This window comes from Cernens ardua, assembly GCF_051251085.1.
Lineage (GTDB): Bacteria > Pseudomonadota > Gammaproteobacteria > Pseudomonadales > Halomonadaceae > Cernens > Cernens ardua.
In genome coordinates, this window is record NZ_JBPCZH010000006.1 from 44,462 (window position 1) to 59,864 (window position 15,403).

Sequence of the window (15,403 nt, forward strand, 5' to 3'; positions counted from 1 at the left end):
TCGAGCGTAGGTATCCAGATTTCCGGAGATTTAAAATGAGAACTGATCCTGCGGCAGCTGTGAACACGACAAGAATGACACCTACGCCGACAACTCTGCCCTCTTCCACCGGTTCTTCAGGTCATTCTGGCGGCAGTGCTGGTATGTCACCCGATGATTACTTGAACAGTGCGTTGGGGTCGGGCTCATCTGGCAATTCAGGCACTACATCAGGAAGCGCAACCACTCAGGGGCAAATGTCCTTTGCTCAAGTGCTGACAGTGCTTAATCGCCATTTGGGGTTGTTGAGCAGTCATGGTGACAATAAAAAACAACTTGAAAAGATCCTGAAAGACAAGAATACGCCCGACGATGAAAAAGCAGCACTTCGGACAGTACTGAACAATCCATCCTACTTCGCGAAACTGGATGGCGGGAACCAGAAGGGAGACCAAAGCGGTAAACATCTGGATGGCAAATTCAGCTCCAAGGATGTTCATGCCATGATGCAGAAAGATACGGCAGCGCAAAAGCTTCAGAGCAGTGAAGCTGAAAGCTATACGCATAACTATGTGCCGTCTGATGCACCTCCCGGGGCATTGCCGCGTGAAATGAGCGAAAATGATGCCATGCGAGAGCTTTTCAACTTTTCGCAAAGCTTGCCAAAAAATCTGGATCTCAGCACTTTGCAGAAAATTGCAGACGGCACTCAGAAAGGTGACAAGGCTCCCCCACAATTACAGACCGCTGCCCAGTATTTTGTTAACCATCCCGCTCAGTGGAGCGCTTTCACTCATGGCGCCAAAAACGGCAAGATCTCCACTGACCGAATGTCTGATCTGGCTGCACAACAAGTGAAATTTTCACCACAGGAGCAGCAAGCCTTACAGACATTACAAAACAATCAGGATATTTTCTTCCAGCATGGTGGCATTACCAAAAGCAAACTGGATGATATCGCCAATGACAGTAGTTATAGCCAGGATGTAAGAAATGCAGCAACGTTGTTGGCTCAACCCCACTCCATGCTCTTCGAGATGCTGGATAACGGCAAGCACGGTGCCGGAGGGAATGCATGGGATGTAGCCAACGATGGTAATATCAGCAAGGGTGACCTGGCTGCATTCATGAAACACACTCAAGACCAGACGGCTGCTCCGGATACACTGTCCATTCTGGGAGGGGGCTTTAATTCCTCCTCTGCCAGTGATATGGAAACGGGACAGGAAACTCAACCCGATGCTAAAAAAGAAAAAGGCGGTGGCTTCAAAAAATTCCTTGAAGGTTTGGGAGAAGCAGCCCTTGCTGTTGTCTCGTTCATCATCCCCGGCGGTGAAGAGCTCGGCGGATTGGCAGATGCCAGTATTGATGCTGCAACAGATGCAGCGCTAGGCGCAGGCTCGACGGCTGCCAAAGGCGCCGCTTCGATTGCCAAGGAAGGCCTCAAGCAAGGTATTGATGAGGGAGAGAACCAGGCTGAATCCGCCATTGATAATCAAATTCAGGGAGGCAGTGACGATTCTTCTTCCTATGATGATCAAGGTGTCTCTTCAGTATATGCTCAATCCTGATGCTCTGAATCGTTCTTTGACGCAAGACGTGAGAACAGTATATTGAAAAGATATAGAAACAAGGGTTAAGGAAGTAATGGCCGGGGATGTTGAATATTTGACCGGGGATAGTTTGGGACAGTATTCATCATCCTGCTGTTTTGTTATTTGATCATCGCTTGTTAGAGATAGAAAACGTAATGAAGGGAGAAAAAAGCGAGTGTATATAAGTATGTTATTCGCAGCGCTGTCAGAGCATGCATACATTGGCATCTGCCTGCTCATACTCATGATTCTCTCCCTGTGTTTCTTTGCTAGAGCCTCTTTTTATGTATTTTTGCTGAAAAAAATAGATAAGCAGTTGGGGGGGCTTTCCAGTAACACGCATGGCAGTACTTTTATCACTCCCAGTGAATATCAGGAAATATTCTCGGTCGATGCGCACTTGTCGCATCTATGGAGTGAATATCAAAAGACGCTTCATACTCAGTCCACCGATGATGTGAACGGTTCAAGAAGTGCGACTATACGCGCTACTGTCCCTGCTGAGCTTTTTTTTAGTACCCAGGCCGTTGTCGATCATCGCGTTGGGACTGAGTTCTTCAAGCATTTCCCGGGTATTTTTACCGGCATCGGTATTATTGGGACATTTACCAGCCTGATAACGGGTCTACAACACTTTACGCTAAGCAATAACACTGACGTAGTACGCCATAGCCTCGAAAACCTGATGCACCTGGTATCAAGTGCGTTCACCATATCGGCCTTTGCGATCACACTGGCAATGATCGTAACCTTCATTGAAAAGTTTCTAATGTCATCGTTGTACAAGCGAACGGAAAATATTGCTCAGCGTGTGGATCAGAACTTTATTTCCGGAGTAGGTGAAGAATACTTGTCACGACTAGTGCAAGCTTCGGACAAATCGTCGTTCCAGTTTGATATTTTCAAGGATCAGTTGATTTCCGAACTCGGAAGTACATTACGCGAACTCAAGGACACTCAGCGTGAATCCTTGAATACGGGTAATCAGGCCATTGAAGCTTCCATAAACAAAAATGTGCAGGATGCTTTACACCCTACCCTGCAACACATTGCCAATACGCTGCAATTCATGAGCAAATATCAGCGCGCAGATACCAATAATAATGAATCACTTCAGAAAGTGATGACCGATTTTATATATAAATTGGACAATGTTTTCAGTAGGCAGCTAAACAGTCTCAATGAACTAAACCAAAAAACGGTAGATAGTATTGAGCAGGTAGTGGTAACACTTAAATCTCTGGAGCAGATCGATACACGAATTAGTCACATGATGGATGGTACCTATGAATCGGAGAGTAATATTTTCCAATCTGATACGCCTATCCATAGCCGTACTCAAAACAACGATGTATGAAGCTTTATCACATACAGTGTTATGCGGACGGAATTATTATCAACCGACGGTAAATAATCATGCTGGGTAATCGTATCATCATCAAACGTGGGTCCAGGGACGAAGCGGAGAAACCTTTCTGGATATCCTATTCAGATATGATGACGGCCTTGATGGTGCTATTCCTGATACTCATGGCAATAACATTGAATGTCGTTACTAGCCATGTTTCCCATCATGAACAAATGGAACAAAAGCAGCAAAAACTGGAAGGTGAACATCAACAGGAAATAAAGACTGTTATGGAGCACATTGCAAAAGCAGCCAAACAGTATAACGGTGTTACTGTTGATCAAAATAACGGGGTCATTGATTTTGGCGACAGAGCTCGCTTTAACTTTGCCAGCTCAGCATTAACTTCAGAACAGGAAGGCCTGCTCAGGCAATTCGTGCCTGTTATTTTATCAGAAGCAAATAACAAAGCAGGCCAGGATGTAATAAAAAGAGTAGTCGTTGAAGGTTTCACTGACAGGAAAGGGACTTATCTCAGCAACCTCAATTTGAGTCTGCAACGCAGTGAACGTGTTTTATGCACGTTGATGTCAACATCCGGCCCGAATCTGCTTAATGACAATCAGAAGCTACAGGTTCGAGATCTCTTTCTAGTGGGTGGATACTCCTCAAATGATACCAAGCCAACTGCAGAGGCAAGTCGCCGCGTAGAGATGCGACTCGACTTCCTGGGTGTAGGGGAACATCGGCCTACTCCAGTACCTACATCAACACTGGCTGGAGAATGTCCACTCCCGGACGCATCATGAATTGTACCCCTTCCCGGACGATACATTTATTGTATGGAGCCACGTATACTCCCCCCAAATGTTAAAAGACAACATCGACAAATATCTGCTCACACCATGACAGCCAGGCTGCCATTTATAGCTGCTTGAGATTATTATTGCTTTAAAGAGTAATGAATAACCTGATGTCGCTCCCCTGGCTATTCTCAAAGACGAAAATGGCAGTGCAAGATATAAAAATTCTGTCTCCAGCCAATCCTGATGTTAGTCTATATACGTCGTTGCCAGGTGAGCACATCCTGGCATGTTCCATATCAGTGTAGATATCTCAGATTCGAGTAATACAGCGCCACGCGGAACCCTTCACAATGACCCAGATTGATTTCTACGTTTTGTCTCAAACGTCTGTCGAGGCTCGGCTTGAATTCGCCTGTAAGCTGGCGGAGACCATCTATCGCAAAGGCTACCAGCTTTATATCCATTGCGAAGATGAAGCCGCAGCGCGGGCACTTGATGATCAGTTATGGATATTCCGCCCTGAAAGTTTTGTCCCCCACACATTGACGGGAGGCACGCTGAAAGACACCGACAAGGAAGAGGCGAAAACGCCAGTGGCTATAGGGTGGCATGAGGCTCCCCCGATGGGCGTAGAGGTAATGCTCAACCTGCACCCTGATGTACCGGAGTGGTTTTCCCGTTTCGAACGTGTCGCCGAGATAATCAATCAGAATCAACAGGTACTGAATGACAAACGGGCATGCTGGCAGCTATATAAACAGCGCGGGTATCCAGTCAAGGCTCACCAGATAAAACCGCAATAAGCAGATACGTTATCGGTAACAAGGCCAGCAGGAATGTTTGCCGAGCCTGAGAGACAAAGGGGCAGCGCACGATTACGCTGCCCTTTTTTTATAACTACCCACTTATAACGACCCATTTATAGCGGTCGATTTATAACGCCCCGTTTATAACTTCGCTCACTTCAGTGCTTCACCCTTCATCGCCCTCGCATGGTTTTTCTGTAGTGGAGGACCAAAAGTGGAGGAGCAAATCAATAAAATACCCTGTTTTCAAATTAGCTCGTAATTGCGAAGCTCGATCTTGAGGTAGGCATAGAAAATCGGTGCGGCGATAAGTCCACCCAATCCGAATATGGACTCCATGACCAACATTGCCAGCAATAATTCCCATGCTCTCGCACTGATACGTCCACCTACTATCCTGGCGTTGAGCAAGTATTCAAGCTTGTGAATCAGCATCAGGTACACCAACAGGATGAGCCCGATCCAGATAGAGACGGAAAGGCCAACCACGCAGATAAGCGCATTCGAGATCAGGTTGCCAATCACCGGAAGCAACCCGAAAACGAACGTGAGGAGTACCAGTGTTTTGGCAAGGGGAATGTGTTCACCTGCCAGCGGCATTATCACCAAAAGCACGATACCGCTGAGGATAGTGTTTACCAGAGATATCTTGATCTGAGCAAAAACTATGCGGTGAAATGCATCGGCCAACCGCTCAACACGGGTTTGCAAAGCCCTGGCCAGTGGTTTCATCGTGCTTTTGTCAGGCGAAGGAATGACAGCAACGACTGCCCCCAACACCATACCCATCAGGATAGCGACCAGCAGGTGCAAGGTTTCCCTACCCCATAGGCGTAATTGGCCGACATGTTCACGAGCCCAATGTTGGGCCATTTGATAAAGATCAGCCGATGAACTGGGCAGGTGATTAGTGATGACGCTCGGCAACTGACTGCGTGCCTTGTCGATCACGTTCAGCAACTGTGTCAAGCGGTCACTTGGATCATTGACTTCATGCAAAATCAGATTGAAGGCACCCGTGAAGATCCCTCCCAATGCACCTAGCACAACAATCACCAGAACAGCCACGGCCAACGGGCGACCGAATCGCGACGATACGCGTGTTTCGATAAAACGAGCCAGGTTATTGATGACCTCGAAAACCAGCAGGCCCGCCAATAAAGGTGCCAGCAAGTGAAAAGGCATGATGAGTATCAGTGTGATCGCCATCAATAACAGACTGGCCAATTCAACACGCGAGACAGGCAACGGTTTCAAGGTCATGTAAGCGTCTTCGTAAAGTTAAAATTGTTCATAGAATACATGTGATCAACAACCCCAAAATCAGCAGTATATTCATGACAAGAAATATTTAGAGGCAGTATTTGACACCTTTTTAATCATCAATGCCATCGAATATCCCTCGCCAAGAGCAGAAAACAAGTCTGAAACAAGAAAAGAGGGCTGCCTACGCTATGTTGGGGCTCATCTCATCCTCATTCGATTAAAACGTTTTTACTCTTTGGGATAATCGGTAGCAATACTCACTTCACGCCAATCATCAATTTCTCTGAGCGTTTCATGTAGTCGTTTTGACACCGCATCCACACCAAAATTGCCTAATACCAAATGCAGGGGGGGATTCGGCTCATCGACCAATTTGATCATCGCACTAGCCGCTCTGACTGGATCGCCTGCCTGCTTGCCGCTGCCATCAGACGTAGCAGCAAGTCGCTTACCCACGGTGTCAGAATATTCGTGAATCGCGGTTTTGGTCTGGCGCAATGATCGGCCGGCCCAATCCGTTCTAAAAGGCCCGGGTTCTACGCATGTGACCTTGATACCCAGGTGATCCACTTCAGCAGAAAGAGCACTGGAAAAGCCTTCAACGGCATGTTTAGTGGCAGCATAATAGCCTGAACCGGCAAACCCAACGAGGCCAGCCACTGAGGTGATGTTCAGGATATGTCCACTACGCTCCTTGCGCATCGTCGGTAATACCGCACGTGTCAGCGCAAACAAACCAAAGACATTGGCATCGAACTGAGCCCGAATTTCCCGCTCATCGCCCTCTTCAATAGAGCTTTGATAGCCATAACCTGCATTATTGACCAACACATCGATACGGCCGAAACGAGATAACGTCTGGCGAACAGTATTTTCGATGGAGGACGCATCGGTCACATCCAATTCAAGCCCTAGTACATGATGCCCGTGGCCTTGAATAAGGTCGGCGATCTGATCAGGTTTACGTGCAGTAACGACCACATTTTCATTTCGCTCAATTAGCTGTTTAGCCAGCTCACGGCCAAATCCTGTAGAACATCCTGTCACTAGCCATACGCGCTTTTGTTTGTCGCTCATGAATTTCTCCAGACACTAATGTGTTGTAGGGTTCATTCCATGGGGCACTGTTGCCATTCATGAAATGTGTTGAGCATCCGTTAATACGCATACCAATGTAGTCTCTATCGGTATAGAAAGACAAAATTTCAAGGCAAAAGGGTAATAACACCTACCTCTTGGCGAGAAGAATACCCACAAGCGTGCAAGATGCGTATAATTGTAAGCATTATTAACAGGGCCCTGCTCAGATGATCTGGGCGCTTACCCTGCTCTTTTTTTATCTTTTTCGTTTTAATGGATCGTGAGTCGCCGCATGGAACCTATGGACAAAACCTATAATCCAGCGCAGTTGGAAGAGCGTTGGTATGATCGCTGGGAACAGGCAGGCCTGTTCGCCCCATCAGGCAAGGGAACGCCCTTTTCGCTGATGCTGCCTCCCCCCAACGTCACAGGCAGTCTACATATGGGTCATGGGTTTGGTGACACACTGCGCGATACATTGGTGCGTTTCAAACGTATGCAAGGCTACAACACCCTGTGGCAACCGGGTACGGATCACGCCGGTATCGCTACCCAGATGCTGGTAGAACGCAAGGTAGCCGCCGAGGAAAACAAAAGTCGCCATGACCTGGGCCGCGATGCATTCATTGAAAGGATCTGGGAATGGAAGCAGGAATCAGGTGGCAATATCACACGTCAGATGCGCCGGTTGGGAGACAGCGTCGACTGGTCACGTGAACGTTTCACCATGGATGACGGCTTGCAAAATGCTGTTCTGGAAGCCTTCGTTCGTCTGCATGAACAAGGGCTGATTTACCGTGGCAAGAAGCTGGTGAATTGGGACCCGGTGTTGAACACGGCCATTTCCGATCTCGAAGTCGAGAACAAGGAAGTGCCCGGCCACATGTGGCACTTCAAATATCCTCTGGCCAACGGTGAAAGCTACGAATACATCGAGAAAGACGCCGATGGTAACGTGGTACTGCGCGAAACACGCAACTACATCTCGATTGCGACCACTCGCCCCGAAACAATGTTGGGAGACGGTGCCATTGCCGTTCATCCTTCTGATGAACGGTATAAGGCACTGGTCGGAAAATTCGCGATTATTCCTGTAGGTCCTAAAGAGCAGCGCCGCCAGATTCCCATCATTGCCGATGAACATCCGGACCCCAATTTCGGTTCCGGTGCAGTAAAAATTACCGGAGCGCATGACTTCAACGATAATGAGGTCGCCCTGCGCCATGATTTGCCCTTGTATGAACTGATGGATCTGACCGCTCATATGCGGTCGGATGGCCTTTCCTACAACGAAAGTGTCGAACAGGCTGAAGCTATCGCGCATGGGCACCGTGAAAAAGGTGATGTCAGCGACATCAATCTGGTTCCTGATGAGTACCGTGGACTCGACCGTTATGAGGCACGCAAGCAAGTTGTTGACGCCGTCACCGCGGAAGGCTTTGCCGTTACCGATGCGGAAGGACAACCACTGGTTGAAGACAAGGTAATCATGCAGCCTTTCGGGGACCGTTCCGGTACGGTTATCGAACCAATGTTGACTGCACAATGGTTCGTCTCGATTGCCCCGCTTGCCGAACCAGCGATCAAGGCTGTTGAAGATGGTGATATCCAGTTCGTCCCGAAAAGTTATGAAAACATGTACTTCTCATGGATGCGGGACATTCAGGACTGGTGTATTTCACGCCAGTTGTGGTGGGGGCACCGCATCCCGGCCTGGTACGATAATCAAGGCAACTGTTATGTGGGTCGCAACGAAGAAGACGTGCGCCAAAAGCATGGCCTCTCTTCAGAGCTAACGCTGCGGCAGGACGAAGACGTACTCGACACCTGGTTCAGCTCGGGCTTGTGGACTTTCGCAACCCTGGGGTGGCCCGAAAATACCGAAGCATTGAAAACCTTCCATCCCACCGATGTGATGATGACCGGTTTCGATATCATCTTCTTCTGGGTTGCCCGAATGATCATGATGACCTTGCACTTCACTAATGAAGTGCCATTCAAGAAGGTCTATATCACTGGGTTGGTACGTGATGCACAAGGGCAGAAAATGTCCAAGTCGAAAGGCAATGTACTTGATCCTATCGATCTGATTGACGGTATTGATCTGGACACGCTGATTCAGAAACGTACCGGCAATATGATGCAGCCACAGTTGGCAAAAAAAATCGAGAAAGCGACTCGCAAGGAATTTCCTGAGGGAATCGAGCCTCACGGCACCGATGCCCTTCGCTATACCTATCTTTCTCTGGCCTCTACCGGGCGCGATATCAAGTTTGACCTTGGTCGTTTGGATGGTTACCGCAACTTCTGTAACAAACTGTGGAATGCGGCACGTTATGTGCTATCCAATGCTGAAGATCAGGATTGTGGAGCGAATGGTGAACAGGTTGAGCTTAGCCGTGCGGATCGCTATATCATTTCACGTCTTCAGCAGGTGGAAGCCCAGTTAACACGTCACTTTGATGAATTCCGCTTTGACCTTGCTTCGCAAACACTTTATGAATTCGTCTGGAATGAATACTGCGACTGGTATCTTGAGCTGTCCAAACCCGTATTATGGGACGATTCAGCCAGTGGCGAACTGAAACGCGGTACCCGTCGAACACTGGTACGTGTACTGGAAGCCATTTTGCGTCTGGCGCATCCGATGATGCCCTTTATTACAGAAGAGATCTGGCAACGTATCGCGCCATTGGCAGGTATTGAAGTGACAGCGAACGCCTCGATCATGGTTCAACCCTGGCCGCAAGCCGATGAGTCACGCATCGATCAAACGGCTATTGATGACATCGAATGGGTGAAGCACGTCATCGTGGCTGTCCGTAATATTCGTGCCGAGATGAATATCTCACCCGGCAAGGCCTTACCCCTCTTCTTCTGTGGGGGAGATAAAACCGATCGTCGCCGCCTCGAAGAAAACCATCGCGTGCTTACCAAACTTGCCAAGCTGGAAAGTGCCGAATTTGCCGACGCAACGGATATACCACCCTCTGCGTTGGGGTATGTAGGAAGTCTGGAAGTCCGTGTTCCCATGGCGGGTTTGATCGACAAAGAGGCTGAACTGGCACGTCTTGATAAGCAACGCGAACAGCATCAGAAGTCAATCAAGGGGATCGAAGGCAAACTGTCCAATGCCAACTTCGTGGACAAGGCCCCCGCTGCTGTTGTGGAGAAAGAGCGCGCCCGTCTTGAAGAGGCCAAACAAGCCCTGACCTTGCTTGACGATCAGTACGAAAAAATTTCTTCACTTTAGGGTATCTTTGAAATATGACGTTCCCTGCTCAACTTTCTGGTTGATAGTAAAGAGCAGGGAAACGGATACCCGATCTTAATGACTTCTGTATCAATACCCTTCACGTTTGTTTCAGAAGCCTTTCAGCCATATGCTGATGCTCGTATCCTTCAACGGTAAGGCATTGTGAATTGCCCAAGGGAGTTCACTTTTCTGTTTATACGTCATCGGTTTCATATCTGGAATAGCCCATGCGACTCCCCCGAATACTTTTGCTGAATATCCTTGGACTAGCCATCCTGTTCAGCTGGCTGCAAACGGTATTGCCGCTGTGGCCAAGATTGGATAACGCCGTCTTTTTCGGCTTCAATGCGACCTATACGCCTGCGCACCCCCTCTGGGATACTCTAATGGCAGCGCTGAACACACGGTACTACGATGTCATATCCTTTTTGTTGATGTTGCTGGTACTGTTCCTCTCCATGCGAGAAGACCCGCGTGCGGATCGAGTCGCCCACTGGTTCAGTGTGGGTGTCATGATGGTGGTAACCGCTGTCGTAGTGGCCCTTTTCAATCACAAAATCATCAACCACTTTTATGCACACCCCAGCCCCACTTATGTCTTCCGTGCAGCCGGAGTACCTTATAATCATTTGACGCAGCTGGTCAGCTTTTCAACGAAAGATATGGCGTCATCCAGTTTTCCAGGTGACCATGGAATGATGTTAATGATTTTTGCGGCCTTCATATTGCGTTTTTCAACACGACGCTGGAAAGTCACCGCATTGTTGATGGTCGTGCTGTTAAGTGCGCCCCGTATTATGGTGGGCGCACATTGGTTCATGGATGTCTGGATGGGGTCGCTATCCATCGCCCTGATACTTCTTCCCTGGTGGTTAATGACGCCCTTGGGGCCTGCGTGCGTTGAAAAGCTGGAGCAGATTCTGGTCCATTTCAGGTTATTCGCCCCGCGAGCCTCCTAAGGCCAAGCCCCTATTCATCACAAACCTAGCGTGACCATTTAAGGCCCGGGAGTCGTGCTATCCACAATTCAAGGTTCTACGATGTCTGAGAAGCTCAGCGGTTACATGAATGCCTACCATATGTAAAAGGCCTGCTGCGCTTAGATCAGTGCAGCAGACCTTTTTAGAGCGCCTATTCCTGGGCGTTTTGTCAGTTCATGTTTTTAGTCAATACTTGCATCGACAAGAGGCGTCACCCATAACGGCCGGTAATGTAATCTTCAGTACGTTTATTACCCGGCTGGGTGAAGATTTTAGCGGTGCGATCAAACTCGATAACTTCACCCAAATACATGAACGCTGTCATATCTGACACGCGCGCAGCTTGCTGCATGTTGTGCGTGACAATAACAATGGTGTATTCCTGCTTGAGTTCATTCACCAAATCTTCGATATACCCTGTCGAAATAGGGTCCAGCGCCGAGGTGGGTTCATCCAGCAAAATGACTTCCGGACGAATCGCAATGCTGCGAGCGATGCATAGTCGCTGCTGCTGACCACCTGAAAGCGCCTGCCCACTCTTGCGTAGTTTGTCTTTCACTTCATCCCACAGCGCCGCCTTGCGCAATGCCCATTCCACCCTTTCTTCCATTTCACGCCGAGGCAAACGTTCATACAGCTTCACACCGAATGCAATATTGTCAAATACTGACATTGGAAACGGTGTCGGTCGCTGAAAGACCATTCCGACACGTGCACGCAAGAGGTTGATATCAACTTTACGATCATTGATATCCTGACCATCCAGTAATAATTCACCCTCAGTGCGCACGCCCGGATAGAGATCATGAATACGGTTCAGACAACGCAATAAGGTCGATTTACCACACCCGGAGGGTCCGATAAATGCGGTCACCTGATTGGCAGGCATTTTCATACTGATATTCTTCAAGGCATGAAAATTACCGTAATAAAAATTCAGATCCTTCACTTCAAGCTTGGTTTCCGAATCTGCAGTAGATACACCGGATTCAGACACACTAAAGGGTCTGGCATCGATTCGCTGATCCTTGCCGTCAGCCATGGAAGCGCCGGTATCAAGATAGGATGAGGACATGATTACCTCTTGTTCTTGTCCCGCGCAACAACGCGAGCAATGATATTAAGGATGAGTATAGTGGCCGTCAGTATCAACGCACCGGCCCATGCAAGTTCCAGCTGACGAGGAATAAACGAGTTGATCGTCATGTTCTGATAGATCGTCATCGGCAGGTTGGGCATTTCCGTGCCAAGGTTGAGAAAATTCCACTGATTGGAGTTCAGGGAAGTAAAGATCAGCGGGGCCGTTTCACCACTGATCCGCGCACATCCCAACAACACACCAGTAATGATCCCCGCTCTGGCTCCGCTGTAACAAACACGGACAACCACCCACCAACGGTGTGCCCCCAAAGCCGTTGCAGCCTCACGTAATGAATTGGGAATCAGCCTCAACATATCTTCGGTGGAGCGGATAACGACAGGAATAACGATAATCGCCAATGCGAGAATACCGGCTATTCCTGAAAAATGTCCCATTGGCAAAACAACAATCGCATAGACAAAGAGGCCAATGATGACAGAAGGGGCAGAGAGCAGCACATCATTGATAAAGCGAACCACCGGGGCCAGCTTCGTACCGGAACCATATTCCGCCAGCCATGTTCCGGCAGCTATGCCAATAATTGTACCCAGTAGCGTTCCCCCGATTGTCAGCGTAATAGAGCCGATGATCGCGTTCCCGATCCCTCCACCAGAGATCATGGTACGCTCATAAAAGATGGAGGGCGCCAGAATGGGCACTCCTTTCCATAGCAGGGTAATCAGGATCCATACAAGCCAGACAATCCCGAAAACTGCTGCCGAGAGGCATAAACCAATCACCATACGATTGACCAGTTTACGCCTGCGATAAAGTGAAGTTGAATGCGTCATTCCAGCGATCCGTCATGAATGGTCTGTCACTTCAAGGTGTACGGCGTTCAATACGCAACAGCATATACCGCGCGATCGCCAACACAATGAAGGTAATCAGGAAAAGCACCAGTCCAAGCGCCAGGAGAGCCGAACGCTGAACACCATCTGCTTCGTTGAACTGGCTGGCAATCAATGCCGCAATGGAAGTCCCCTGCCCTGTAATCGTGAAATGGAAAAACAGGTTATTACCGATCACGAATGTGACAGCCATGGTTTCACCAAGCGCCCGTCCCAGCCCCAGAATGACGCCCCCTACCATCCCACTACGGATAGAAGGAAATACAATATTCTTGATAACTTCCCATCGCGTACACCCGATTCCGTACGCAGACTCACGTAATACTGCAGGTACGGTCGCCATGACATCGCGTGTAGTGGCGGTGATAAAGGGAATGATCATGATGGCCAGAATAATGGACGCTGTCAGTAGGCCACTCCCTGCAGGGAAAATACTCGGCCACACCGCTTGCAGAATCGGTGCCAGTACCAGCATGCCCCACATCCCGTAGATGATAGAGGGGATACCCGCCAACAACTCGATCATGACCCCCAGCGGGCGACGTAACGCAGCAGGGCATATTTCAGTCAGGAAAACGGCAATACCCAGTGACACAGGCAAGGCGATAATAATGGCAATGATCGAGGTAACCAACGTCCCGTAAATGGCAGGAAGAGCACCAAAAGCATTCATATTGGCTGCCCAGCGGTGACCAGTAATGAACGCCACCCCCTGCTGGGAAAGAACAGGCCATGCAGCGACTATCAGGGAGGCAAGAATAGCGCCCAGTAATACTAGAACAAGGATCGCTATCCCTCGAGTCCCCCGTTCGAAACAACGGTCAATCAAGCGATTGCGCGATAGCAGCTTGAGCTCCTGAGGTGTTGCCCTAAGCTGATAGGCAGAGTCGGATGGTATTGGCTCAGTGGTCATGACATTCGTTCATTATGAGTGTAGTACAGATAGTATGAGTCATTAATATGACAAAAAAACGACACCGCAAGCCATTGCTTGTCGGTATCGTTTTCAACACCTGTATAGCCTGAAACAATCAAACAAGATTCACCAGAATTTCAGGAGACAGTAGGCGTTGATGACTCTCTTGGCCTATCCGAGAATTACTGGTTCCAGACCGGTTTTCCATTGGACTTGATCTGTGACCAAACTTTGGACTTGACCAGATTTACAACACTCTGTGGCATAGGTACATAGGCCAGAGACTCCGCATCAGCCTGCCCATGTTCATAAGCCCAGTTAAAGAAGGTCAGAGCCTGTTTGGCATCCGCTGCATTGGTCACATTGGTAGGCATCAATATGTAAGAGGTCGCCGTCAATGGCCAGCTATCGGCCCCAGGCTGATTCGTCAGGATAACATGCAGGCCAGGCGCTGAAATCCAGTCGGCATGCGAGGCTGCCGCAGCAAAGCTTTTTGCATTGGGAGCAACGAAGTTACCCGCACGGTTTTTCAGCAGAATGGAATCAAGATGATTCTCTACCGCATAAGCGTATTCAACATACCCGATCGCGCCTTTGATGCGTCCAACCATTGAAGCAACACCACCGTTCGCCTGGGCTCCGACGCCGGAAGGCCAACCCACGGATTGTCCTTCACCTACGGTGTTCTTGAATTCCGAGCTTACCTGAGAAAGGTAATGCGTGAAGTTGAAGTTGGTACCGGATGCATCGGAACGATAAACCGGCGTGATGTTTTCATCCGGTAATTTTAGCCCCGGATTAAGAGCAACGATATGCGGATCATTCCACTTGGTGATCTGACCATCATAAATGGCTGCCAATGTCGGGCCATCCAAACGCAGTTTGCCTTTGGGCACATCGATATTGGCTACCGGAACGGCCCCCCCCATAATCATCGGCCACTGCACCAGACCATGGGATTTCTGATCGGATTCAGTCAGAGGAGCATCTGAAGCACCAAAGGTCACGGTACGTGCTTCGATCTGGCGAATCCCACCACCAGAACCGATCGCCTGAAAGTTCAGTCCAACACCGGTTTTATTCTGATAGGTATCGGCCCACTTTGAATAAACGGGATAAGGGAACGTGGCACCTGCGCCGGTAATAGTATCAGCGGCGTAAACTGGGGCTTGCATGGAAACACCTACAGCAAGAGTCGCTGCGATAAGTAATGAACTGCGCTTGAGCATGCTCAATCTCCGAATGATCGTGAGCCGGACAAAGAAATTTCAGTCGTTTTAATTCTGCCGAGAGGTCAGGTTAATTCCCTCTCGTTATCGAACGCATCCACACTAACAAGCTTGCGTGTAGTTTTTGTGACAATGCACTGGGAAATATAG

12 protein-coding genes are annotated in these 15,403 nt (G+C 48.8%); 6 read left to right on the forward strand and 6 right to left on the reverse strand.

Going from position 1 to position 15,403, the window contains the following annotated elements:
• The first annotated feature begins 35 nt into the window (after window positions 1–35).
• From LMG33818_RS10715 to LMG33818_RS10730, 4 genes are all read left to right on the forward strand, one after another.
• Window positions 36–1,550: an HrpF/NolX family T3SS translocon protein gene (locus tag LMG33818_RS10715; RefSeq protein WP_442323385.1), complete on the forward strand. Its 1,515-nt coding sequence runs from the start codon at window positions 36–38 to the stop codon at window positions 1,548–1,550.
• 199 nt (window positions 1,551–1,749) lie between these two features.
• Complete coding sequence (locus tag LMG33818_RS10720; RefSeq protein ID WP_442323386.1) at window positions 1,750–2,931, forward strand: anti-phage protein ZorA-like protein; 1,182 nt, start codon at window positions 1,750–1,752, stop codon at window positions 2,929–2,931.
• 59 nt (window positions 2,932–2,990) lie between these two features.
• Window positions 2,991–3,731, forward strand: coding sequence for an OmpA/MotB family protein (locus tag LMG33818_RS10725; RefSeq protein WP_442323387.1), 741 nt, complete (start codon window positions 2,991–2,993; stop codon window positions 3,729–3,731).
• Between the two features lie 347 nt (window positions 3,732–4,078).
• Window positions 4,079–4,531 carry a DNA polymerase III subunit chi gene (locus LMG33818_RS10730; protein WP_442323388.1) on the forward strand — a complete coding sequence of 151 codons (453 nt, stop codon included), beginning with the start codon at window positions 4,079–4,081 and terminating at the stop codon, window positions 4,529–4,531.
• Window positions 4,532–4,780: 249 nt separating this feature from the next.
• Here the strand turns inward: LMG33818_RS10730 and LMG33818_RS10735 are convergent, their stop codons facing one another.
• On the reverse strand, window positions 4,781–5,797 hold the full coding sequence (locus tag LMG33818_RS10735) for an AI-2E family transporter (protein WP_442323389.1): 1,017 nt from the start codon (window positions 5,795–5,797) through the stop codon (window positions 4,781–4,783).
• Between the two features lie 231 nt (window positions 5,798–6,028).
• Window positions 6,029–6,877, reverse strand: a complete 849-nt coding sequence (locus tag LMG33818_RS10740) for an oxidoreductase (protein ID WP_442323390.1) — start codon at window positions 6,875–6,877, stop codon at window positions 6,029–6,031.
• Window positions 6,878–7,181: 304 nt separating this feature from the next.
• On the opposite strand from LMG33818_RS10740, the gene LMG33818_RS10745 reads away from it, so the two are divergent.
• Together LMG33818_RS10745 and LMG33818_RS10750 are read left to right on the forward strand one after the other, a co-directional pair.
• Window positions 7,182–10,133 carry a valine--tRNA ligase gene (locus LMG33818_RS10745; protein WP_442323549.1) on the forward strand — a complete coding sequence of 984 codons (2,952 nt, stop codon included), beginning with the start codon at window positions 7,182–7,184 and terminating at the stop codon, window positions 10,131–10,133.
• 230 nt (window positions 10,134–10,363) lie between these two features.
• Complete coding sequence (locus tag LMG33818_RS10750; protein WP_442323391.1) at window positions 10,364–11,095, forward strand: phosphatase PAP2 family protein; 732 nt, start codon at window positions 10,364–10,366, stop codon at window positions 11,093–11,095.
• Window positions 11,096–11,327: 232 nt separating this feature from the next.
• Here LMG33818_RS10750 and pstB read toward each other — a convergent pair whose 3' ends face one another.
• The 4 genes from pstB to pstS form a co-directional block, all read right to left on the reverse strand.
• Entirely contained in the window at window positions 11,328–12,191 is an 864-nt protein-coding gene (pstB, locus tag LMG33818_RS10755; protein WP_442323392.1) for a phosphate ABC transporter ATP-binding protein PstB, read from the reverse strand.
• A 2-nt stretch (window positions 12,192–12,193) separates the two neighbouring features.
• Window positions 12,194–13,048 carry a phosphate ABC transporter permease PstA gene (gene pstA / locus LMG33818_RS10760; protein ID WP_442323393.1) on the reverse strand — a complete coding sequence of 285 codons (855 nt, stop codon included), beginning with the start codon at window positions 13,046–13,048 and terminating at the stop codon, window positions 12,194–12,196.
• A 31-nt stretch (window positions 13,049–13,079) separates the two neighbouring features.
• Window positions 13,080–14,021: a phosphate ABC transporter permease subunit PstC gene (gene pstC / locus LMG33818_RS10765; RefSeq protein WP_442323394.1), complete on the reverse strand. Its 942-nt coding sequence runs from the start codon at window positions 14,019–14,021 to the stop codon at window positions 13,080–13,082.
• A 185-nt stretch (window positions 14,022–14,206) separates the two neighbouring features.
• On the reverse strand, window positions 14,207–15,253 hold the full coding sequence (pstS, locus tag LMG33818_RS10770; RefSeq protein ID WP_442323395.1) for a phosphate ABC transporter substrate-binding protein PstS: 1,047 nt from the start codon (window positions 15,251–15,253) through the stop codon (window positions 14,207–14,209).
• Between the last annotated feature and the right edge of the window lie 150 nt (window positions 15,254–15,403).